We start from the raw sequence: 22,434 nt of genomic DNA on the forward strand, positions 1-22,434 counted from the left end.
CCGGCTTCCCGGCACTCGGCCCTCAGGCCGTGACCGCGGCCTTCTCTTCGCTGTCGGCCAGCCACCACAGCAGCGGGGACAGCCCCAGTTCCACGATCGCCAGCAGCAGCTGGAACCAGTGCGGCCGGCCCTCGACCGCGAGGGACAGCAGCCGCGCGGCCCCGCCGAGCAGGAACACGGCGGTGAGCACCCGCACCGCGGCTGCCGGAACGGGGGACTGCCGTACCGCCCACAGCCAGGCCAGCCCGTACCCGGCGAAGATCGCGCCCATGAACCGCCCGAAGCTGTCGATGGTCGGCCCGGCCGAACCGGCGCCCGGGATCGCGGCGTTCCCGAGCAGCACATGGAAGAGACCGATGGCCACGCACGCGTACCCCATCGCCCAAGCCAGTCCCCGCAGCACTCCGACCCTCGTCATGCCGATGCCCCCGTCACTTAGTAGACACGCGTCCAGTAACACGCTCAGGGTAGGTGCTGCTAGTAGACGCATGTCAAGTAACATGCCGCCCATGTCGCCTCGCCGCCGCCTCACCCCCGACGAACGCCGGGCCGAACTCCTCGCCGTCGCCGCACGGCAGTTCGCCGAGCGCCCCTACGACGAGGTGCTGATGGAGGACGTGGCCGAGCGTGCGGGCGTCTCCCGCGCGCTGCTGTACCGGTACTTCCCGAGCAAGCGGGACCTGTTCGCCGCGCTCTACCGGCAGGTCGCCGACCGGCTGCTCGACCTGACCCGGCTCGACCCCGCGGACGACCTGGCGGACCAGCTGGCCCAGGGCCTGGACGTGCACATCGCGTACTTCGCGGAGAACCGCAACACCGTCCTGGCGGCCAACCGGGTCCTGGCCGGCGACCGGCTGATCCAGACGATCATCACCGGTGAACTGGACGCCCTGCGCGAGCGACTGCTCGGTGTCCTGCCGGTCACCGACGCCGGCACCCGGCAGGCCGTCTCCGGTGTGCTGAAGAGCTGGCTGGTCTTCGTCCAGGTGCTGTGCGTGGACTGGCTGTCCGAGCCGACGTGCACCCGCGCCGAACTGCGGGACGTGTGCGTGGGTGCCGTGCTGGGCGCCTTGCGCCCCCTGCTGGAGGAGGACCCGGCGCCCGGCCGGCCGTACTGAGAGCCGCCGTGGCTCAGGCCTGCACGACCTCGGCGGAGTTGATCACGACCTGCTCCTTGGGCACGTCCTGCGCACCCGTCGGGACCTGCGCGATCGCGTCGACGACGTCCTGGCCCTCGACGACCTTGCCGAAGACCGCGTAACCCCAGCCGTCCTGGCCCGGGTAGTTCAGGAAGTCGTTGTCGCTGACGTTGATGAAGAACTGCGCGCTGGCCGAGTGCGGAGCGGACGTCCGCGCCATGGCGACGCTGTACTTGACGTTCTTCAGGCCGTTCTTGGCCTCGTTCTCCACCGTGCGCGGGGCGGGCTTGATGCGCATGTCGGTGCCGTGGCCACCGCCCTGGATCATGAACCCGTTGATGACCCGGTGGAAGATCGTTCCTGCGTAGTGGCCGCTGTTCAGGTACTCCAGGAAGTTCTCGACCGTCTTCGGGGCCTTGGCGTCGTCGAGGCTGAGGACGATGTCGCCCATCGTCGTCGAAAGGCGGACGTTGGTCATGACTGCTTCTCCACTCGCTGTGCGTCGTCTCTCCCCTGCCCGAACAGGCACGGGAAACACGTCAGTCTTTCACAGGCCCTGCGGGTACACCGTGTCCCACTGGTCCGGCACAGCAGAACCGTCCTGACGGAGCACCGGCCCACGCGTGCCGTCCGGGTTCTCGTATCCGGTCGTGGCGCACGGGTACGGGTCGGCCCTGCGCGGCTTCGGCTGGAGGAACATCGGGTTGACGATCCAGCGGCCGTCGCCGTCGTCGTAGGCCCGGCACATCAGCTCGGTCTTGTTGCGGTTGAGCACCAGGCGCAGGGCAGTGGCGTCCCGCAGGAAGGTGACGTCGGTGTCGGAGTCGCCGGCCGCGAAGACCTGCCGGCGGTCCGCGGGCAGGGGCCGCTCGGCCGCCGCGCCCTGGACGCCGTACACCACCATGTTGATCCAGCACCGCTTGCCGTCGATGTACGGGATCAGTGTGTCCTCGCCGTCGCGGACCGTGCCGCAGCCCCTCAGATGCGCGGTGAGCCGGCCGGCGGCGGTGACACTGCGGATGCCGATGGTGTGCGCGGCGTCGACGCCGACGCCGCGCGCCCACACCTCGACGACCGGTTCGGGCGAGGCGGAGGTGATCCACACGTCGAAGCCGGACCGCTGGAGCGTGCGGATCAGGTCGCGCTGCTCGGCGTAGTAGCGCACCCAGCCGGTCTCCCGTCCGCTGCCGACCCGCTGCTCGGTGCCGACCGGCGCCGCGAGGTTCTCCGCCCGGGCCGCGGCGGCGAACTCCCGGACCTCGCGGGGCGTCCAGCCCTGCAGCAGCTGCGCGAGCCACGCGTACCGCGGCTCGGTGCGGCGGTGGTCGAAGCCCGCGAAGGCGCGCTCACCGCCGGTCGTGACGCCGTCGGAGTACACCGATCGGATCTCGTCGGCGCAGCCGGTGTCGGTTGCGGTGGGCAGCGGCGCGCCGGCCGGACCGGAGGTGCCGCAGGCGGCCGCGAGGGCGCGGGCGGCGGCGTCGCTGAGGTGGCGGCTGGTGGTGTGCCAGTCCCGGTGGGCGGGCCGGCGGACCCTGTCGTGGCGCAGCAGCCAGAACATCGTCGCGTCACCGACGTCGTTCTTGACGACCGTGTTGTCCCAGTCGAACACGGCGACGGGCTTGTCCTCGCTGCCGTGGGACCGGTCGCCGCAGCGGCCGTGACGGTCGATCAGATGCTGGAGCCGGGCCCGGTTGTCGCCGTACCAGCCGGGCGAGGGGGCGAGGACGGGGCACGCGCGGGGTGCGGGCTCCGCCTCGGTGGGGCGGCCGGCTGCCAGGGACCCGCCGATCAGGGTCAGGGCCAGCGCGGTGCCGGCCACCAGCGGCCGACGTCTCTTGCGGGACACGGGATACGCCTCCTCGGGGTGCGGAACGCTGGGGCTGCGCAACGTCGGACGGCCGCCGGCCTTGCGAGCGGGCCGGCGGCCGTGCGGGAAGGCCGGGGCCTACAGCGGGGTGACGTACGCGCCCGCGATACCGCCGTCGACGAGGAAGTCGGTGGCGTTGACGAAGGAGGAGTCGTCGCTGGCGAGGAAGGCGACGGCGGCCGCCATCTCCTCCGGCTCGGCGAACCGCCCCACCGGCACGTGCACGAGACGGCGCGCGGCCCGCTCGGGGTCCTTGGCGAACAGTTCCTTGAGCAGCGGGGTGTTGACCGGACCGGGGCACAGTGCGTTGACGCGGATGCCCTCCCGGGCGAACTGGACACCGAGTTCGCGGGACATCGCGAGCACGCCGCCCTTGGAGGCCGTGTAGCTGATCTGCGAGGTCGCCGCACCCATCCGGGCCACGAAGGACGCGGTGTTGATGATGGAGCCCTTGCCCTGGCGGCGCATGTACGGCAGGGCGGCCTTGCAGCACAGGTAGACGGAGGTGAGGTTGACCTCCTGGACACGCTTCCAGGCCTCCAGACCGGTCTCCAGGATGGAGTCGTCGTCGGGTGGCGAGATGCCCGCGTTGTTGAAGGCGACATCGACGCTGCCGTAGGTGTCGTAGGCGGCCCGGAACAGCGCCTCGACCTGCTCGGGGTCGGTGACGTCGACCTGCACGAACAGCCCGCCTACCTCGTCGGCGGCGGCCTTGCCGGCGGCCGCGTCGATGTCGGCGCACACGACGTGCGCGCCCTCGGAGGCGAGACGGCGCGCAGTGGCCAGGCCGATGCCGCTGCCGGCTCCGGTGACGACGGCGGTACGGCCGACCAGGCGGCGGCAGATGGCGGACTCGGTCACGGTCGGTTCTCCTCGGTGCTGATGAAGACGTTCTTGGTCTCGGTGAAGGCGGTGAGGGCGTCGGGGCCCAGTTCCCGGCCGATGCCGGACTGCTTGAACCCGCCGAACGGGGTCCAGTAGCGGACGCTGGAGTGCGAGTTGACGGACAGGTTCCCGGCGGCGACCGCCCGCGAGACGCGGATCGCGCGGCCCACGTCCCGGGTCCACAGGGAGCCCGACAGGCCGTAGTCGGTCGCGTTGGCCAGGCGTACGGCCTCCGCCTCGTCGTCGAAGGGCAGGACGACGGCGACGGGGCCGAAGATCTCCTCGACGGCCGCCCGGTCGTCCGGACGTCCCTCGAGGACCGTCGCCGGGTACCAGAAGCCCTTGCCGTCGGGGGCCTCGCCGCGGATGACGACCGGGGCGCCGTCGGGGACGTAGGAGCGCACCCGCTCGCGCTGGGCGGCGGAGATCAGCGGGCCCATCCGGGTGCCGGGGTCCGCGGGATCGCCCACCCGCCAGTCCTTGACAGCCGGTTCGAGCAGTTCCAGGAAGCGGTCGTACACCTCGCGCTGGACGAGGATGCGGCTGCGGGCGCAGCAGTCCTGGCCGGTGTTGTCGAGGAAGGAACCGGGCGCGGCGGCGGCGGCCTGTTCCAGGTCGGCGTCGGCGAAGACGATGTTCGGGCTCTTGCCGCCGAGTTCCAGGGTCACCCGCTTGAGCTGCGCCGAGCCCTTCGCCAGCACCTGTTTGCCGACGGCGGTGGAGCCGGTGAACACCACCTTGGCGACGCCCGGGTGCTCGACGAGCGCGGCGCCGGTGACCGGGCCGGCGCCCGGGAGCACCTGGAACAGCCCCTCGGGCAGGCCGGCCTCCAGCGCGAGCCGGGCCAGCCGCATCGCCGTCAGCGGGGTGCTCTCGGCGGGCTTGAGCAGCACGGCGTTGCCCGCGGCCAGCGCCGGGGCGGCGCCCCAGCTGGCGATCGGCAGGGGGAAGTTCCACGGCGCGATCACCGCCACGACCCCGAGCGGCTCGTGGAAGGTGACGTTCATGCCGCCCGCCACCGGGATCTGTCTGCCCGTCAGGCGCTCGACGCCACCGGCCGCGTAGTCGAACAGGTCGCGGGCGTTGCCGGCCTCCCAGCGGGCGTTGCCGATCGGGTGGCCCGCCTCGAGGACCTCCAGCCTCGCCAGTTGCTCCCGGTGGTCGTCGATGACGGCGGCGAAGCGGCGCAGCAGCCGGGCCCGGTCGCCGGGCGCGAGGGCGGCCCAGGCGCTCTGGGCGCGCGCCGCGCGGGCGACGGCCTCGCCGACCTGCGCCGCGCTCGTGGCCGGGACGGTGGCGACGACCTCCTCGGTCGCCGGATTGACGACCTCGTGCTCGAAGGGCTCGGGGGGCTCGAAGTGTTCGGAGTGCTCGGAGTGCTCCGAGCGGTGGGAGTGGTGGGACAAGGGGTTCCTCACATGCGCTCGAAGGAACGGAAACGCTCCCAGTCGGTGACGGCGGAGCCGAAGGCGTCCAGCTCGACGCGGGCCATGTTCAGGTAGTGCTCGACCACCTCGTCGCCGAAGGCGGCCCGCGCGATCGGGGAGGACTGCCACAGCTCGGCGGCCTCCCGCAGGGTGCCGGGCACGTGCCGGGCATCGCCCGTGTACGCGTTGCCGGTGCACGCCTCGGGCAGCGCCAGCTCGTGCTCGACGCCGTAGAGCCCGGCCGCGACCATGCCGGCGACCGCCAGATACGGGTTCACGTCACCGCCGGGCAGCCGGTTCTCCATGCGGTGCCCGGGGCCGTGGCCGATCACCCGCAGGGCGCAGGTGCGGTTGTCGGGGCCCCAGGCGACGGCCGTCGGCGCGAAGGAGCCGGGGCGGAACCGCTTGTAGGAGTTGATGTTCGGCGCGTACAGCAGGGTGAAGTCCCGCATCGCCGCCAGCTGCCCGGCCAGGAAGTGCTCCATCAGCCGGGACATCCCGTACGGCCCGTCGCCCGCGAGGACGGGACGGCCGGCCTCGTCGCGCAGCGAGAGGTGGATGTGGCAGGAGTTGCCCTCGCGTTCGTCCCACTTGGCCATGAAGGTGAGGGACACGCCCTCCTGCGCGGCGATGGTCTTGGCGCCGGTCTTGTAGATGCCGTGCTGGTCGCAGGTGGTCAGGGCCTCGTCGTAGCGGAAGGCGATCTCGTGCTGTCCGAGGTTGCACTCGCCCTTGGCGGACTCCACGGTCAGGCCCGCCGCACCCATCTCGTTCCGGATGCGCGCCAGCAGCGGCTCGACGCGGGCGGTGCCGAGCAGCGAGTAGTCGACGTTGTACTGGTTGGCCGGGGTCATCTCGCGGTAGCCGCGCGACCAGGCCGCCTCATAGGTGTCCTTGAAGACCATGAACTCCAGCTCGGTGCCCGCGTACGCGGTCCAGCCGTGCTCGGCGAGCCGGTCCAGCTGGCGGCGCAGGATCTGCCGCGGGGAGGCCACCACCGGGGAGCCGTCGTGCCAGGCCAGATCGGCGAGCAGCAGCGCGGTGCCCGCGTCCCACGGCGTGCGGCGCAGGGTCGCCGGGTCGGCGTGCATCGCGAAGTCGCCGTAGCCGCGCTCCCAGGAGGACATGGCGTAGCCGCCGACGGTGTTCATGTCGGTGTCCACCGCGAGCAGGTAGTTGCAGCCCTCGGTGCCGTTTCGGAGGACCTCGTCGAGGAAGAAGCGCGCGGCGAACCGCTTGCCCTGGAGCCTTCCCTGCATGTCGGTGAAGGCGAGGACGACAGTGTGGATCTCCCCGGTGTCGACGAGTGTCACCAGGTCGTCGACGCTGAGCGGGGGCGTACGGTCAGCCACGGGAACGGCCTCCTGTCGGTGCGGACGGAGGCCCTAAGGTACGCACACAGACCTTTGAAAAGGAAGAGCTCAAAGGTCTTGCGCTCCGCCCCCAGGGCCGCAAAGGTGTGTATCCGTACCTTTCTTCGAGGTAGGGAGCTCGGCCCATGAGCGAGGGCACCGACGCACGCGTGACACCGTCTTCCCCCACGGCACCGCCGTCGCCGGACGACGCCTATCTCGAGCGGCGCACGCTGCGCCGGGGCAGTGCCGGCTGGCTGCTGCTGACCGGCCTCGGTGTGGCCTACGTTGTCTCCGGCGACTACGCCGGCTGGAACTTCGGTCTCGCGGAGGCCGGATTCGGCGGGCTGGCAGCCGCCGCCCTGCTGATGGGCGTGATGTACACCTGTCTGGTCTTCTCGCAGGCCGAGATGGCCGCGGTACTGCCCACGGCCGGCGGCGGCTACGGCTTCGCCCGGCGGGCGCTCGGCCCCTGGGGCGGGTTCCTCACGGGCACCGCGATCCTCATCGAGTACGTCCTCGCCCCGGCCGCCATCGCCATCTTCATCGGCGACTACGTCGAGTCCCTGCACCTGTTCGGGCTGGCCTCCGGCCGGCCCGTGTACCTCGCGTGCTTCGCCCTGTTCATCGGCATCCATCTGTGGGGCGTCGGCGAGGCCCTGCGCTTCAGCTTCGTCGTCACCGGCATCGCGGTCGCCGCGCTGATCGTCTTCGCCGTCGGCGCCCTCACCCATTTCGACGCCGGCCGGCTCGACGACATCCCCGTCGACCACACAGCCTTCGCCGCGAACTCCTGGTTGCCCTACGGACTCCTCGGCATCTGGGCCGCCTTCCCCTTCGGGATGTGGTTCTTCCTCGGCGTCGAAGGGGTGCCGCTGGCCGCCGAGGAGACGAAGGACCCGGCGCGCTCCCTGCCGAAGGCCATGGCCCTGTCCATCGGCATCCTGCTCGTCCTGGCGCTGGTCACCTTCCTCGCCGCCACCGGGGCGCACGGCTCCGCGGCGATCAAGGACGCCGGCAATCCGCTGGTCGCGGCGCTGGAAGGGGACGACGGGCCCACGGCGCTGAGCCGGTTCGTCAACTACGCGGGCCTCGCCGGGCTCGTCGCCTCCTTCTTCTCCCTCATCTACGCGGGCTCCCGGCAGCTGTTCGCCCTCTCCCGGGCCGGCTACCTGCCCCGCTTCCTGTCCCTGACCAGCCGGCGCAAGGCGCCCTACCTCGGCCTGGCGGTGCCCGGCGCGCTCGGCTTCGCGCTCGCCGCCGCGACCGGCGACGGCGCCCGCATGCTCAACGTCGCCGTGTTCGGCGCGACCATCTCCTACGCCCTGATGGCGCTCTCCCACATCGTGCTGCGCCGTCGCGAACCCGGTCTGCCGCGGCCGTACCGCACCCCGGGCGGCGTGCTGACCTCCTGTGTGGCCCTCGTCCTGGCGTGCGCCGCGCTCGCCGCGACCTTCCTGGTGGACAAGACCGCCGCTTTGATCGCGCTGGCCGTGTACGCGGTCGCCCTCGCCTACTTCGCCCTCTACAGTCGGCACCGTCTCGTGGCCTCCGCTCCCGAGGAGGAGTTCGCCGCGCTGGCGCAGGCTGAGGCCGAACTCGAACGCGACTGACCCCGCCCGACGCCCGGAACGAAAGCTCCCCGCCCGACGCCCGGAAGGAAAGCTCCCCGTGTCCACGCCCTGCATCGGCATCAGCACCTACCTCGAGTCCTCCGTGCGCTGGGGCGTGTGGGACCTGCCCGCCGCCGTGCTCCCGGCCGGCTACCACGAGCTGGTGCAGCGCTGCGGCGGGCTGGCGGTCCTGCTGCCGCCGGACGACCCGGGGGCCGCCGATGAGACCGTCGCCCGCCTGGACGGCCTGGTCATCGCCGGCGGCCCCGACGTCGACCCCGTCCGCTACGGCGCCGATCGCCACCCGCGCACCGGCCCCGCCCACGAGCGGCGGGACGCCTGGGAACTCGCCCTGATCGAGGCCGCGCTCGACCGGGGCACGCCACTGCTCGGTATCTGCCGGGGCATGGAGCTGCTCAACGTGGCCCTCGGCGGCACGCTCGTGCAGCATCTGCCCGACGTGGTCGGACACGGCGGGCACTGCGGCCCGCCCGGGGAGTTCGCACGGCACGTGGTCAAGCCGGTGCCGGGCACCCTGCTGGCCGCGGCACTGCCGGAGGCCGTCGCCGTGGCGAGCTACCACCACCAGGCCCTGGACCGGCTGGCCGACGGCCTGACGGCGAGCTGCCATGCCGAGGACGGCACCGTCGAGGCCGTCGAGCTGCCGGACCCCGGCCGATTCGCCATCGGCGTGCAGTGGCATCCGGAAGCCGGAACCGACCTACGGGTGATGGAGGCCCTGATCGCCGCCGCTCGGACCCGGCGGGAGCCGCCGGAGCGGGCGTGAGCCGGCGCGGACACGAGGTCCGCCGCTGAGGGGACAGGCCCTAGGTGAGGGCGGCCACCAGGTTCGCCACCGTGACCGTGTTGAAGACGAAGGCGATGACCGCGTTCGCCGCCACCGTCCGGCGCATCTCCCGGGAGGTCACGTTGACGTCGGTCGTGCCGAACGTCGTCATGACCGACAGGGCGAAGTAGACGTAGTCCGCCCAGGCGGGGGAGTCCTCGCCGGGGAACTCCAGCGCCCGCCCGTCCTCCACGAGGTTGTCGGCGTGGAAGGCGACCGCGAACGACAGCATCACGCAGACCCAGGCGCACACCACCAGGGCCAGCGTCGCCACCACCCGCACGGCCGCGGGCAGCGCCGAGCCGAGGTGGCCCGGCCGCCACACCACCGCCACCACCAGCGCGCAGGCCCCGATGAGGAGCGAGACCCCCGGGCCGGGTGCCGTGCCGAGGACGTAACGCTGCAACACCGTGCCCCGCGCGGAGCGGTCGGCCCAGGCGCGGATCTGTTCCGGACCGGCGGACGTGAAGGCCACGATCGTGACGGTGAGATAGCAGGCGAGATAGACGAACATCACCAGTACGCCGACGTCCGCCCCGGAGATCCACGGCGACCGGCTGTTGAGTACCAGGGCTGCCACGAGCACGGCCACCGCCGTACTCGTGCTCACCGCCGCGCGCCGGCGTTCGGAGAGCCAGGAATGCACCAGCGGACTCCCTCGAACGCGATCTCGGCGGGCAGCAGTGTACGGCGGCACACGTCGGCGGACGGGTCAGCCGCGCAGCGCCGGGGTGAAGATCCCGGCAGCGCCGGCCGGCGGGGCGCCGCCGCGAAGTCCGCTGTCGTCAGGGCGAGCCGTCCGCCTCGGCGGGCAGCGTCTGTTCCGCCCAGATGACCTTGCCCTCGCGGGTGTGCCGGGTGCCCCAGCGCTCGGCGAGCTGGGCCACCAGCAGCAGGCCGCGCCCGCCCTCGTCGAAGGTGCGGGCGTGGCGCAGGTGCGGCGAGGTGCTGTTCGCGTCGAAGACCTCGCACGTCAGCGTGGACTGAAGGATCAGCCGCAGCTGGATCGGGCCCTTGCCGTAGCGGATCGCGTTGGTGACCAGCTCGCTGACGATCAACTCCGTGGCGAAGGACGCGTCCTCGAGTCCCCAGGCGGTCAGCGCGCGGGACGTGTGGGCGCGGGCGCCGGCCACGGCCGCCGGATCCGGGGGCAGATCGAGCGTGGTGACATGGCCCGGGTCCAGGGCCCGGGTCCGCGCCACCAGCAGGGCGACGTCGTCGGAGCGGTTGCTGGGCAGTACGGCGGCGAGCAGCCGGTCGCAGATCTCCTCCGGCTTGTCCGGCCCGTCGGTGAGGGCGTCGCACAGCGCGGCGCGCGCGGCGTCGACGTCACGGCCACGGCTCTGGATGAGACCGTCGGTGTACAGGGTCAGCAGACTGCCCTCCGCCAGCTCCAACTGAGCCGTCTCGAAGGGGAGTCCGCCCAGCCCCAGGGGCGGACCGATCTCCATCTCGGGAAAGTCGACCGACCATGTCGAGCCCGGCTCCCGGGCCACGGGGGGAGTCGCCACCGCGGGCGCCACGTGGCCGGCGCTGGCCAGCGTGCACAGACGGGACACCGGATCGTAGACGGCGTACAAACACGTGGCGCTCAACTCGCCGTCGTCCCGCGCCTCCTCGCGCTGCAGGCGGATGACCACGTCGTCCAGATGCGTGAGGAGTTCGTCGGGCATCAGATCGATGTCCGCGAAGGACCGGACGGCCGTGCGCAGACGGCCCATGGTGGCGGCGGCGTGCAGACCGCGGCCCACGACATCGCCGACGACGAGGGCGACCCGCGCCCCGGACAGCGGGATCACGTCGTACCAGTCACCGCCGACGCCGGCCCGCGCACCGCTCGGCAGATAGCGGGACGCCGTGTCGACGGCGGACTGCTCCACCGCGCGCTGCGGCAGCAGGCTGCGCTGGAGGGTGAGGGCGGTGGCGCGCTCCTGGCTGTACCGGCGGGCGTTGTCGATGGACACCGCCGCCAGCGCCGCGATCTCCTGGGCCAGCAGGAGGTCGTCGTCGTCGAAGGGGGCCGCGGTGCGGCGACGGAGGAACTGGGCGAGGCCGAGGGTGCTGCCGCGGGCCCGCAGGGGAAGCAGCAGGGCCGAGTGATGACCGGACGCGGGCTCCGTGGCGCCGTACAGGCGCGGCTGTCCCGAGGCCAGTGCCCGCGCCGGTTCCGACTCCGCCGGGTAGGTGTGCGTCCGGCCGGTCGCGACCGGCAGATCCGCGTCGTGGTCCAGCGCCGAACGCTGGGCGATACGGCGCAGCACCGGCGTGCGTGCCGGGGCGGCCGGCGGATGGGCGTCGCCGTCGTGCAGGAGGGAGTCGAGGAGGTCGACGGTGACCAGGTCGGCGAAGTCGTCGGTGCCGAACTCCGCCAGCTCCTCGGCGGTCCGGGCGGTGTCGAGCGACGTCCCGATCCGCCGGCTCGCCTCGTTGACCAGCAGCAGCCGTCGCTGCAGCCGCCGGTCGCGCTCCTCCTGGTAGGCCGTGACGACCTGCTCCGAGCCGCGGTCGACGTAGGCGAAGGCCGCCCCGATCAGCCGCATGGCCGCGGCGTTCATCAGCTCCCAGTCGTCGGTGAGCCGGACCGCCTCGCCCTGGAACAGCTGGACCAGAATCATGTGGCCGAGACGGTAGGAGCGCAGCAGCCAACTGATCGGCACGCCGCGCCGGGCGGCCTGGCGGGCGATCTCCAGTGCCTCGGGTGGCGCCTCGACCTCGGTGACGTCGATACGCCCTTCGAGCACGTCGAGGAACCTGAGGATGTGCCCGGCCGTCTCCTCCAGCGCGAGCGCGGCGATCTCCTCGTGCTCCCACAGCTCGGGCATGTCGACGCTCAGGCGTTGCAGCAGCAGGTCGGCCGACTCCACCGCTCGCGGTCTGAGCTCTTGAGCCAGACGACGGAGGAACGCGTCGACATCGATGCCCATACCGGAAACGTACCGAAGCTCCCCGGTCCGCGCCCCTCCAGCGGGGCCCCTCGAGGCGGCGCAGGCTACAGCGGAGCCGGGGACGACGCTCCCGCGATCAGCAGCCGGGGGGTTCCCGTGCCGTCCGCCGGTACGCTCCACAGGTCGCTGCCGCCGACCTTGCCGTCGGCGGGCAGGGCGTAGGCGAGGGTGCGGCCGTCGAGCCAGGTGGCCTGGTCGTCGACGCTGTGGCGTTCGGCGAGCGGCGTCTGGCGCAGCGTCCTGAGGTCGAGGACGTACTCGTGCCAGAGCGAGGCACCGGACAGGACCCGCTTCTTGTAGGCGACCCGGGTCCCGTCGGGGGAGAGCGACGGGCACTCCACGTTCTCGGCCAGGGTGGTCACCGTACGCCGGGAGAGGGACCCGCGGACCAGATGGGTGTGGCCGGCGGTGTTGAGGGTGGCGTAGAAGGTGTCGTCGTCGGCGGCGAACGTGACGCCCCAGAAGTTGACGTCCGAGGCGTGGTACGGCTTGCCGTCCTTGACGACGGAGAACGTCTCCAGGCTCGGCGTCAGCCGCATCGTGCGGGTGTCCAGTACGGAGGTGCGGGTGGAGAAGAAGGCCGACGAGTAGGACTCGCCGGAGACGAAGACGGTCCAGGCGGCGAAGCGGCCGCTGGGCGAGATCCGGGCCCGGCTCGGGGTGCCCGCGAGCGGGAAGGTGCGCAGGGTGCGCAACCGGGAGTCCAGGATCAGGGCGCGGTTGCTCTGTTTGAGGACGCCCGGGTTGGACTGGAGGCAGACGCCGGTTCCGGCCGCGGCGTAGAAGCGGACGCACTTCAGGTCCGCCGCGATCCGCCCGCCCCCCGGATCGGCCGACGGTACCGAGGCGAGAGCGCCCCGGTGCGGGCCGGCGGCCGCGTTCACGAACAGCAGGCGGCCCTTCTGGTCGAGCGCCGGCGTGCCCGCGGTGACGGCGGGGCCGCCCGACTGCGCCTGGCCGGCCCGGTCGGCGCGGGCGGCGGCGTGCAGGACGACGCCGGTACCGAGGCCGGCGAGCAGCAGCACCGCCGCGAGGAGTATGAGCAGGCGGCGGCGCAGCGGTGTCATTCGGGTCCTTGCGTTCGTCGTTGCGGTGGTGCGGGTGCGTGTTGCCTCGTCGGCGTCGGCGTCGGTATCGATGCCGGTGCGTGGCGTGGTCATCGTGTGCCGCCCGCCGGCCGCAGGACCAGGCCCGCGACACCGGCACAGCACACCAGGCCGATCGCCGAACCGGCCAGCGCCGGTCCGTCGCCCCACAGCGTCCACGCGGCACCGAAGGCCAGCGAGCAGCAGAAGCGGGCCAGCGCCTGACTGGTGCCGACGATCGCGAGGCCGCTGGCGCGCAGGTGCTCGGGCACGACACCGGCGAGGGCGGCCGGCAGGACGCCGTCGGTGGCCGCGTAGAACGCGCCGTGCAGGGCGAGGACCGCCGGCGCGAGGACCGGCGTGGCCGGCGCCCACAGAAGCAGGGCGTAGGCGGTGAGCAGGGCCAGATGCCCGGCGAGGAACACGGTGCGCCGCCCGACCCGGTCGGCCAGCGCGCCCATCGGCACCGCCAGCAGCAGGAACACGACGGCGGTGCCGAGCGGCAGCAGCGTGAACCACGCGTCGCCGACCCCGGCCCGCCGTTGCAGCAGCAGATAGACGAAGGCGTCGCTGACGGTGGTCAGGCCGAGCAGCGCGGCACAGCCGGCGAGCGCCCGCAGCCGCGGCAGGCGCAGCAGGGCGAGGGCCTCACGCACCCGGACAGGAGGCCTGGCAGCGGCGCCGTCCACGGGAGCTCCGCTCAGCTCACCGCTGCCGGCGTCGGGCCGGCGCACGCCGTCTCCGCCCCGGTCGGACGCACCCCCGCGGGCGCCCCCCGCGTCGGGCCGGCGCGCGCCGTCTCCGCCCCCGTCGGACGCACCGCCGGCGCCCCCCGCGTCGGCCCGGCGGAGGTCGCTGCTGCCCGTCCCGGCCCCGCGCGCGCCCTGCCCCCTGCCCGGCACGAACAGCACCAGGACGAGGACGCCCAGCACGGCCACGCACGTGCTCACGCCGAACACCGCGTCGTAGCCGTCGGCCGCCGCGCGCAGGATGAGGAAGGCCGCCAGCGGGCCGAGCATCGCACCGGTGGTGTCCATCGCCCGGTGCACGCCGAACGCCCGGCCCTGGTGCGCGGCCGGTGTGGACAGGGAGATCATCGCGTCGCGCGGGGCGGTGCGCAGACCCTTGCCGGTGCGGTCCAGCGCCAGGACCGTGCCGAGCGTGCCGAGGCTGCCGGCGAGCAGCAACAGCGGCTTGCACAGCGCCGAGAGGCCGTAGCCGAGCCCGGCCATCAGCTTGTGGCCGCGCACCCGGTCCGCGACATGGCCGCCGGTGAGCTGCACCAGCGCGCTGACGCCGTTGTAGATGCCGTCGAGGGTGCCGAAGCCCAGCGGACTGAAGCCGAGTGTGCTGACGAGGTAGAGCGGCAGGACGGCGGTGACCATCTCCGAGGAGATGTCGGTGATCAGGCTGACCGTGCCGAGCACCAGCACGACCGGGGCGACCCCGGGCCGCCGGCCGCGTGTGCGGCCCGTGTCGGCGCCCGCCTGCGCCGGTGCGGAACGGTCGGTGAGGTACATGTGCCAGGACTCCCGGTGCGCTCAGTTCCGCCGGCTGCTCTCGTCGCGCAGCCAGGTGCCGAAGTCCCCGGCGCGGATGGCCTTGCGCGCCCCCCGGCGGGCGACGAGCGCCGCGGCGACGAAGACCACGACCCCCGGCAGCAGGGCCGGCTCCGCGCGCAGCAGCGCCGTAAGGTCCGACCGGCCGGTGCGCGCAGAGGCGCCCTGCGGGTCCTGCCGCTCGACCTGCGCGGTGGAGACCGCGGCCCGGATCCGCCGTTTGATCAAGTCCCGCCAGGTGCGCGGCGGATGGACCACGACCTGCGCCGAGCCGACCACGCGCCGCTCGTCCGCGGCGAACGCCAGCGACGCGGCCAGGTCGTCCGCCATCAGCGGCGGAAGGGCGGCGATCCGGGCGTGCCCGGCCTTGGAGACCGCGATGACACCCCGGCCGAACAACCCCTCGCGCACCGCGGGCAGCCGCTGCCACACCCGGTAGTAGGCGCGCACCGGCCAGGCACAGGCGGCCAGCGGGATGTGCCGTCGCGGCGCGGTGGCGAGGATGCGTCCGGTGCCGTCGTCCAGGGGCTCGGCCAGCGCCCGTACGTCGGCGGCCGTGAGCACCACGTCGGCGTCCACGTAGAGGCGTGGGAAGCCACGCGCGTGGTCGTCGCCGGCCCGCAGCGCGGCGTGCTTGGAGGGGGCGGGGAGCTCGACCACCCGCACGCGAGGTCCGCGAGCGGCCGCGACGCGCGCGGTGTCGTCCGTGCACCCGTTGCACACGACCACGATGTCGGTGTCGTCCTCGACGTCGCCGGCCAGCAGCGAATCGAGGAGCCGGCCGAGGACACGCGCCTCGTTGTGCGCCGGGATCACGATGCTCGTCACGCGGGCAGTATGCCCCGGGTGACGCCCTTGTGCTGCGTGTTTCGTCCAACTGTTCCCGCGACTGCGTCCCGTGGTCTAGATTGAGGTCCGCCGGACCGGTTTGGGAGGGGAACCAGCCCCTGGCTGCACGTCAGGGAACGGCGTTGTGCGCCGGGTGCCGAGAGGCAGCCGGTCAACACGCGGGGGGCATGAAGCGGTTGGGGAACCGCTGGAACTTCCTTGTTTTTCAGTGCCGTTGTGCTGAGGAGACACAGCGGCGCCGATCCAGTCCCGGCTGCGGGCCTCGCGACCGCATGCCCGGTTTTCGTTGGCTCAGGGTTAGCTGCGCATGTGGTGGTGGGGGGTCCATGACCATTGAGATCACGCATGAGCACCTGGTTGTGGAACATAGACGTCCAGATGCTCGTCGAAGACGTTGGGAACGCACGTACCGAAGAGCTCTGCTGGTCGCGGACGCGTCCGCGGCCCTGGCCGCCGCCCTGGTGATCCACGGGGTGTACGGCCGCTGGGCGGTGGCGCTGCTGCTGCCCCCGCTGTGGATCGCGGCGATGTTCGCCCACCGCGCCTACGGACGCGGCGTCCTTCCGCTGGGGGCCGAGGAGTATCTGCGCGTGCTGCGCGGCGCCGCCCTGCTGCCCGCGCTGGCGGGCACGTACTGGGTGTTCACCCATGACGCCGGGTTCCTTCACGACATGACGACGGCCGCCCTGCCGGTCGTCGCCTTCGCACTGCCGCTCCGCTACGCGCTGCGCCGCCGGCTGCACCGGCGCTGGGCGCGGGGGCGCGACCGCAGTGCGACGCTCCTGGTCGGACCCTCGCACGGGGTCCTGGAGCTGGCCGCAGTCCTGCGGCGGGCCGGTGGCGCACGCGCCCTGCACGTCGCCGGCGTGTGCGTGAGCGACACCGAGCACACGGCGCAGATCCGCCGGCTGGGGGTGCCCGTCCTGGGCGGCGCCGGCGACCTGGACGACGTCATCCGGGCCATGGGCATCGGCACCGTGGTGGTGCTCCCGGCCCCGGAGTTCGACGCCGCCGTCCTGCGCCGCATGTCGTGGACGGCCGCCGTCCACGACGCCGACTTCCTGCTGGCGCCCGTCCTCACCGACGTGTCCGCCTCACGCCTGGCCGTGCGCCCCACCAACGGCGTACCGCTGCTGCGGGTGCAGGCGCCGAACCTCTCCCGGCTCTCCCGGCTGCCCAAGGAAGCACTGGACCGTACCCTCGCGGCGCTGTTCCTGCTGCTCCTCGGGCTGCCCATGCTGCTGGTCGCCCTGGTCGTCCGGCTGGACAGCGCCGGACCGGCCCTGTACCGGCAGCAGCGGGTCGGCCGCTACGGCGACCACTTCACGATGCTGAAGTTCCGCACGATGCGGCAGGACGCGGACGCCCTGCGGGCCGAACTGGAGCACCTCAACAGCAACAGCGACGGACTGCTGTTCAAGGTGAAGCAGGACCCGCGCGTCACCCGCGTCGGCTCCTTCCTGCGCCGCAGTTCGCTCGACGAACTGCCGCAGCTGATCAACGTGGTCAAGGGCCACATGTCGCTCGTGGGCCCCCGCCCTCCACTGCCCGAGGAGGTGGAGGAGTACACGGCGGACATCAAACGCCGGCTGCTGGTGAAACCCGGTCTCACCGGGCTGTGGCAGGTCAGCGGGCGCTCCGACCTGCCCTGGGACGAGGCGGTCCGGCTCGATCTCGGATACGTGGACAACTGGTCGATGGGCCTGGACCTGTCGATCCTGCTGCGCACCGGCTCGGCCGTGGTGCGCGGGACGGGGGCCTACTGATGAGCCAGGAGAAGAGGAACACTGTGACGCAGGAGCCGTTGGGGGTCGCCGTCGTCGGGGCCGGATACTGGGGCCCCAACCTCGTCCGCAACTTCCAGGCCAGCGACCGGTTCCGGCTGCGCTGGCTGTGCGACCTCGACGTGGACCGCGCCCAGCGGGTCCTCGGCGCCTACTCCACCGTGCAGGCCACCGCCGACTACGCGGCCGTCCTCGCCGACCCGGCGGTCGACGCCGTCGCCGTGGCCACACCGGCCGGCACCCACCTCGACATCGCCCTGGCCGCCCTGCGCGCCGGCAAGCACGTCCTCGTCGAGAAGCCCCTCGCGGCCACCTACGCCGACGGACTGCGCCTGGTGAACGAGGCGCAGGAGCGCGGCCTGACCCTGATGTGCGACCACACCTACTGCTACACGCCCGCCGTGGGCCGTATCCGGGAGGCGGTCCACTCCGGGGAACTGGGCGAGATCCACTTCGTCGACTCGGTCCGCATCAACCTCGGGCTCGTCCAGAAGGACATCGACGTGCTGTGGGACCTCGCCCCGCACGACCTGTCCATCCTGGACTTCATCCTCCCCGACCACGTCGAGCCGGTCGCCGTCGCCGCCCACGGCGCCGACCCGATCGGCGCGGGCCAGGCCTGCGTGGCCTATCTGACGCTGCAGCTCAACACCGGCGCCATCGCCCATGTGCACGTCAACTGGCTCTCCCCGACGAAGGTGCGCACCACCATGGTGGGCGGCGCCAAACGCACCCTGGTGTGGGACGACCTCAACCCGCTGCAGCGGGTGGCGATCTACGACCGGGGCGTCGACCTGGCCGCGCCGCAGGAGATCGGCGCGGACGAGCGCCGGGACATGCTCGTCTCGTACCGCTCCGGGGACATGGTCGCGCCCGCCATCGCCGAGCGGGAAGCGCTGCGGGGCATGGCCGAGGAGTTCGCCGACGCGATACGCCACAACCGGGCGCCGCTGACCGACGGCCAGGCGGGCCTGCGCGTGCTGGACATTCTCGAAGCGGCCTCCCGGAGCCTGCAGTTCAAGGGTGCCGTCGTCGGCCTGCGCGCCGGGCACTGACGTACCCCACCGGTGCCGGGCACCGACGGTCAGCGTCAGCGCCCGGCACCGACGTTCCACATCAGCGAGAGGGCTAAGCAGTTGAGCAGCGTACGAGGCAAGAAGATCCTGGTCACCGGAGGGGCGGGCACCATCGGCTCGAACCTCGTCGACCTCCTGGCCGAGGGCGGTGCCCGCGAGATCGTCGTGCTCGACAACTTCGTGCGCGGGCGCATGGCCAACCTCGCCCGGGCGCTGGGCAGCGGCACCGTGCAGGTCGTCGAGGGCGACATCCGTGACGCCGCCCTGGTCCGCAAGGTCACCGAGGGCGCCGACCTGGTGTTCCACCTGGCCGCGATCCGCATCACGCAGTGCGCTGAGGAACCCCGCCTCGCCAACGAGGTGATGGTCGACGGCACCTTCAACGTCCTGGAGGCAGCCGTCGACGCCGGCGTCTCCAAGGTCGTCGCGTCCTCCTCGGCGTCCGTCTACGGCATGGCCGACACCTTCCCGACGACCGAGCGCCACCACCCGTACCACAACGACACCTTCTACGGCGCCGCCAAGGCCTTCAACGAGGGCATGCTGCGCAGCTTCCACGCCATGTACGGGCTCGACTACGTGGCCCTGCGCTACTTCAACGTGTACGGCCCCCGGATGGACATCCACGGCCTGTACACCGAGGTGCTCATCCGCTGGATGGAGCGCATCGAGGCGGGCGAGCCGCCCCTGATCCTCGGCGACGGCAGCCAGACGATGGACTTCGTCGACGTCCGCGACATCGCCCGCGCCAATGTGCTGGCCGCCGAGTCCGAGGTCACCGACGAGGTGTTCAACGTCGCCAGCGGCACGGAGACCTCGCTGAAGGAGCTGGCCGAGGGCCTGCTCGAGGCGATGGGCGCCACCGGCCTGGAGCCCGAGTACGGCCCCGCCCGCGCGGTGAACGGGGTGGTCCGGCGCCTCGCCGACACCTCCCGGGCCACCGAACGGCTCGGCTTCACCGCGCACATCGACCTGCGCACCGGCCTCAAGGACCTGGTCGAGTGGTGGCGCGCGGAGCGGGAGGCGGCCAAGTGAGCACCGACCGCATCCCCGTGATGATCCCCTGGCTCGGCGAGGAGGAGGCCCGGGCCGCCTCCGAGGCCGTGCTGTCCGGCTGGGTCGCCCAGGGCCCCAGGGTCGCCGCCTTCGAGCGGGCCTTCGCCGAACGCGTCGGCGCCGAGCACGCCGTCGCCGTCAGCTCCTGCACCACCGCCCTGCACCTGTCCCTCGTCGCACTCGGACTCGGACCCGGCGACGAGGTCGTGGTGCCCTCGCTGTCCTTCATCGCCACCGCCAACGCGGTGCGCTACGTCGGTGCCGAGCCGGTGTTCGCGGACGTGGACCCGGCCACCGGCAACCTGACCCCGGCCACCGTGGACGCCGTGCGCACCCCGCGCACCCGGGCCGTCCTCGTCGTCCATCAGGGCGGCGTCCCCGCCGACGTGCACGCCCTGCGGGCCGCCTGCGCCGACTGGCAGCTCCCGCTGGTCGAGGACGCGGCCTGCGCCATCGGCTCCACGGCCGGCGGCAAGCCCGTCGGGCAGGGCGCGCTGATCGCGGCCTGGTCCTTCCACCCCCGCAAGATCGTCACCACCGGCGAGGGCGGCATGATCACCACCGACGACGCCACGTGGGCGGCACGCCTGCGCCGGCTGCGCGAACACGGCATGAACGCCTCGGCCGCCGAACGTCACGCCAGCGACAAGCCCGTCCTGGAGAGCTACCTCGAGGTCGGCTACAACTACCGGATGACGGACATCCAGGCCGCGGTCGGCCTGGTCCAGCTCGGCAAACTCGACGCGATGATCAGCCGCCGCCGCGAACTGGCCGCCCGCTACGAAGCGTCGCTGCGGGACATCCCCGGCCTCACCCCGGTGCGCGACCCCGAGCACGGCGAGAGCAACTTCCAGTCGTACTGGGTGCTGCTGGAGCCGGACTTCCCCGTCGGCCGGGACGACCTGCTCGCCGCGCTCGCCGCGGCCGGCGTGTCCGCCCGCCGCGGCATCATGGCCGCCCACCTCGAACCCGCCTACGCCGGGCACGCCGGCGCGCCGCTGCCGGTCACCGAGCGGATCAGCCGCGACTCGCTGATCCTGCCCCTGTTCCACACCATGACCGAGGCCCAGCAGGACCGCGTGGTCGCCGCCTTGCGCGAACAGGCCACACCATGAACGCGCTGCTGATCGTCGGCGCCGGCGGCTTCGCCCGGGAGACCGCGCAGGCCGTACGGGACGCGGGCGACGCCACACTGCTCGGGCACCTCGACGACAACCGTGCCCTGCACGGCACCGATGTCGACGGCGTGCCCGTCCTCGGCGGCACGGACCTGGTCCACGACCTGCCCGACGCCCGCGCGGTGATCTGCGTGGGCAACCCCCGCGACTACGGCGCCCGCGCCCGCCTGGTGCGCCGCCTCGGCCTGCCCGAGGACCGCTACGCCACCGTGGTCCACCCGACCGCGGCGGTGTCGGCGAGCTCGCGCATCGGCCCCGGCTCGGTGGTGCTCGCGCACTGCGCGCTGACGGCCGCCGTCCACGTGGGCGCGCACGTCGCGGTGATGCCGCACACCGTCCTCACCCACGACGACGTCGTCGAGGACTACGTCACCGTCGCCTCCGGCGTACGCCTCGGCGGGGGAGTGCGCCTGGGCACCGGCAGCTATGTGGGCTCCGGGGCCCTGGTCCGCGAGGGCACGACGGTCGGCGAGTGGTCGCAGATCGGGATGGGGAGCACGGTGCTCGGCGACGTACCGCCGGGCGAGGTCTGGGTGGGGAGCCCGGCCCGGCGGCTGCGCGAGGCGGCCGCCCCGGCGCTGGACGAACTGGCGCTGCACGCAATGGGGGGACGGATCGCATGAATCACATACCACTGGTGGACCTCAAGGCGGCCCACGCCGAGGTCGCCGACGAGGTACGGGCCGGCTTCGACCGCGTCCTGGCGAACACGGCGTTCGTCGGGGGCGAGGAGGTCCGCCTCTTCGAGCACGAGTACGCCGACTTCGGCGGTGTCGCGCACTGCGTGGGCGTCGCCAACGGCACCGACGCCGTCGAACTCGCCCTGCGCGCGAGCGGCGTCGGGCCCGGCGACGAGGTCGTGGTGCCCGCCAACACCTTCATCGCCACCGCGGGCGCCGTCGCCCGGATCGGCGCGCGCCCCGTCCTCGCGGACTGCCTGCCCGGCAGCCACCTGCTCGACCCGCAGGCCGCGCTGGACGCGGTCGGCCCGGCGACCCGAGCGGTCGTGCCGGTGCACCTGTACGGTCAGATGGCCGACGTCACCGCTCTCGCCGGGCAACTGCCCGGACACGTCCGCGTCGTCGAGGACGCCGCCCAGTGCCAGGGCGCCCGCCGCGACGGCCGCGCGCCGGGCAGCGGCACCATCGCCGCCACCAGCTTCTACCCGGGCAAGAACCTGGGCGCCTACGGCGACGCGGGCGCGGTCCTCACCGACGACGAGGAACGCGCCGGCCTGGTCCGCGCGATCGCCAACCACGGCGGAGTCGCCAAGTACCGCCACGACGTCCCCGGCTTCAACAGCCGCCTGGACGGACTGCAGGCCGTCGTGCTGCGCGCGAAGCTGGCGCGTCTCGCGGACGGCAACGCGGCCCGCCGCGCCGCCGCCGCCCGCTACGACGCGCTGCTCGCCGACCAGGCGGCCGCAGGCCGGCTCGTGCTGCCGGTGACAGAGCCCGGCAACGTCCACGTCTGGCACCTGTACGTCGTCCAGGTCACCGGCGCGGACCGTGACGACGTCGTCGGCAAGCTGAACGCCGAGGGCATCGGCGCGGGCGTGCACTATCCGCAACCTGTCCACCTGACCCCGGCCTACCGTCATCTCGGCCACGGGCCGGGCGACTTCCCGAACGCCGAGAAGGCGGCCGAGCGGATCCTGTCGCTCCCGCTCTATCCGCAGATCACCCCCGACCAGCAGCAGCAGGTCGTGGACGCGCTCACCGCAGCGCTCGCAGGCTGAACGATCCCCGCTCCACCCCGACCGCACGGGT

Annotated in this window: 20 protein-coding genes; 9 read left to right on the forward strand and 11 right to left on the reverse strand. The window is 72.8% G+C overall.

Annotated features, from left to right (window positions below):
• Nucleotides 1-22: 22 nt before the first annotated feature.
• Nucleotides 23-418: a DUF4345 domain-containing protein gene (locus ACZ67Q_RS03660; RefSeq protein WP_471175762.1), complete on the reverse strand. Its 396-nt coding sequence runs from the start codon at nt 416-418 to the stop codon at nt 23-25.
• 91 nt (nt 419-509) lie between these two features.
• Here ACZ67Q_RS03660 and ACZ67Q_RS03665 point away from each other — a divergent pair, with 91 nt between their 5' ends.
• A complete protein-coding gene (locus ACZ67Q_RS03665; RefSeq protein WP_471175764.1) occupies nt 510-1,118 on the forward strand; it encodes a TetR/AcrR family transcriptional regulator in 609 nt (202 codons plus the stop codon).
• A gap of 13 nt (nt 1,119-1,131) precedes the next feature.
• Here the strand turns inward: ACZ67Q_RS03665 and ACZ67Q_RS03670 are convergent, their stop codons facing one another.
• The 5 genes from ACZ67Q_RS03670 to ACZ67Q_RS03690 all read right to left on the reverse strand — a co-directional run bounded on the left by ACZ67Q_RS03670 (nt 1,132) and on the right by ACZ67Q_RS03690 (nt 6,673).
• Nucleotides 1,132-1,617 carry a peptidylprolyl isomerase gene (locus ACZ67Q_RS03670; protein ID WP_361628824.1) on the reverse strand — a complete coding sequence of 162 codons (486 nt, stop codon included), beginning with the start codon at nt 1,615-1,617 and terminating at the stop codon, nt 1,132-1,134.
• 69 nt (nt 1,618-1,686) lie between these two features.
• Nucleotides 1,687-2,988 carry a haloacid dehalogenase-like hydrolase gene (locus ACZ67Q_RS03675; protein WP_471175766.1) on the reverse strand — a complete coding sequence of 434 codons (1,302 nt, stop codon included), beginning with the start codon at nt 2,986-2,988 and terminating at the stop codon, nt 1,687-1,689.
• 99 nt (nt 2,989-3,087) lie between these two features.
• Nucleotides 3,088-3,870, reverse strand: a complete 783-nt coding sequence (locus ACZ67Q_RS03680; RefSeq protein ID WP_471175768.1) for a 3-oxoacyl-ACP reductase — start codon at nt 3,868-3,870, stop codon at nt 3,088-3,090.
• Complete coding sequence (locus ACZ67Q_RS03685) at nt 3,867-5,300, reverse strand: aldehyde dehydrogenase family protein (protein WP_471175770.1); 1,434 nt, start codon at nt 5,298-5,300, stop codon at nt 3,867-3,869. Before ACZ67Q_RS03685 ends, ACZ67Q_RS03680 begins: the two co-directional genes overlap by 4 nt.
• Before the next feature lie 8 nt (nt 5,301-5,308).
• Nucleotides 5,309-6,673, reverse strand: a complete 1,365-nt coding sequence (locus tag ACZ67Q_RS03690) for a glutamine synthetase family protein (protein ID WP_471175772.1) — start codon at nt 6,671-6,673, stop codon at nt 5,309-5,311.
• 146 nt (nt 6,674-6,819) lie between these two features.
• Here ACZ67Q_RS03690 and eat point away from each other — a divergent pair, with 146 nt between their 5' ends.
• Both eat and ACZ67Q_RS03700 read left to right on the forward strand, forming a co-directional pair.
• Nucleotides 6,820-8,286, forward strand: coding sequence for an ethanolamine permease (eat, locus tag ACZ67Q_RS03695; protein ID WP_471175774.1), 1,467 nt, complete (start codon nt 6,820-6,822; stop codon nt 8,284-8,286).
• Between the two features lie 58 nt (nt 8,287-8,344).
• Complete coding sequence (locus ACZ67Q_RS03700) at nt 8,345-9,073, forward strand: gamma-glutamyl-gamma-aminobutyrate hydrolase family protein (protein WP_471175776.1); 729 nt, start codon at nt 8,345-8,347, stop codon at nt 9,071-9,073.
• A gap of 40 nt (nt 9,074-9,113) precedes the next feature.
• Here ACZ67Q_RS03700 and ACZ67Q_RS03705 read toward each other — a convergent pair whose 3' ends face one another.
• The 5 genes from ACZ67Q_RS03705 to ACZ67Q_RS03725 all read right to left on the reverse strand — a co-directional run bounded on the left by ACZ67Q_RS03705 (nt 9,114) and on the right by ACZ67Q_RS03725 (nt 15,550).
• Nucleotides 9,114-9,779 carry a DUF1345 domain-containing protein gene (locus ACZ67Q_RS03705; protein ID WP_471175778.1) on the reverse strand — a complete coding sequence of 222 codons (666 nt, stop codon included), beginning with the start codon at nt 9,777-9,779 and terminating at the stop codon, nt 9,114-9,116.
• Between the two features lie 139 nt (nt 9,780-9,918).
• Nucleotides 9,919-12,057 carry an ATP-binding SpoIIE family protein phosphatase gene (locus ACZ67Q_RS03710; protein ID WP_471175780.1) on the reverse strand — a complete coding sequence of 713 codons (2,139 nt, stop codon included), beginning with the start codon at nt 12,055-12,057 and terminating at the stop codon, nt 9,919-9,921.
• 65 nt (nt 12,058-12,122) lie between these two features.
• Nucleotides 12,123-13,145 carry a TolB family protein gene (locus tag ACZ67Q_RS03715; RefSeq protein WP_471175782.1) on the reverse strand — a complete coding sequence of 341 codons (1,023 nt, stop codon included), beginning with the start codon at nt 13,143-13,145 and terminating at the stop codon, nt 12,123-12,125.
• Nucleotides 13,146-13,234: 89 nt separating this feature from the next.
• Nucleotides 13,235-14,683, reverse strand: coding sequence for an MFS transporter (locus tag ACZ67Q_RS03720; RefSeq protein ID WP_471175784.1), 1,449 nt, complete (start codon nt 14,681-14,683; stop codon nt 13,235-13,237).
• Nucleotides 14,684-14,704: 21 nt separating this feature from the next.
• On the reverse strand, nt 14,705-15,550 hold the full coding sequence (locus ACZ67Q_RS03725) for a glycosyltransferase family 2 protein (protein WP_471175786.1): 846 nt from the start codon (nt 15,548-15,550) through the stop codon (nt 14,705-14,707).
• A 347-nt stretch (nt 15,551-15,897) separates the two neighbouring features.
• Here ACZ67Q_RS03725 and ACZ67Q_RS03730 point away from each other — a divergent pair, with 347 nt between their 5' ends.
• The 6 genes from ACZ67Q_RS03730 (at nt 15,898) to ACZ67Q_RS03755 (ending at nt 22,403) form a co-directional block, all read left to right on the forward strand.
• A complete protein-coding gene (locus ACZ67Q_RS03730; RefSeq protein WP_471175788.1) occupies nt 15,898-17,337 on the forward strand; it encodes a sugar transferase in 1,440 nt (479 codons plus the stop codon).
• Nucleotides 17,337-18,410: a Gfo/Idh/MocA family protein gene (locus ACZ67Q_RS03735; protein WP_471175790.1), complete on the forward strand. Its 1,074-nt coding sequence runs from the start codon at nt 17,337-17,339 to the stop codon at nt 18,408-18,410. Before ACZ67Q_RS03730 ends, ACZ67Q_RS03735 begins: the two co-directional genes overlap by 1 nt.
• Nucleotides 18,411-18,491: 81 nt before the next feature.
• On the forward strand, nt 18,492-19,466 hold the full coding sequence (locus tag ACZ67Q_RS03740) for an NAD-dependent epimerase/dehydratase family protein (RefSeq protein ID WP_471175792.1): 975 nt from the start codon (nt 18,492-18,494) through the stop codon (nt 19,464-19,466).
• Complete coding sequence (locus ACZ67Q_RS03745; protein ID WP_471175794.1) at nt 19,463-20,602, forward strand: DegT/DnrJ/EryC1/StrS family aminotransferase; 1,140 nt, start codon at nt 19,463-19,465, stop codon at nt 20,600-20,602. The genes ACZ67Q_RS03740 and ACZ67Q_RS03745 overlap by 4 nt, the downstream gene beginning before the upstream one ends.
• A complete protein-coding gene (locus ACZ67Q_RS03750) occupies nt 20,599-21,288 on the forward strand; it encodes an acetyltransferase (RefSeq protein ID WP_471175796.1) in 690 nt (229 codons plus the stop codon). Before ACZ67Q_RS03745 ends, ACZ67Q_RS03750 begins: the two co-directional genes overlap by 4 nt.
• The gene (locus tag ACZ67Q_RS03755) at nt 21,285-22,403 is read left to right on the forward strand and encodes a DegT/DnrJ/EryC1/StrS family aminotransferase (protein ID WP_471175798.1); all 1,119 of its coding nucleotides are present in this window, start codon (nt 21,285-21,287) and stop codon (nt 22,401-22,403) included. The genes ACZ67Q_RS03750 and ACZ67Q_RS03755 overlap by 4 nt, the downstream gene beginning before the upstream one ends.
• Nucleotides 22,404-22,434: the final 31 nt, after the last annotated feature.

It is taken from the genome of Streptomyces sp. NPDC036813, assembly GCF_055609245.1.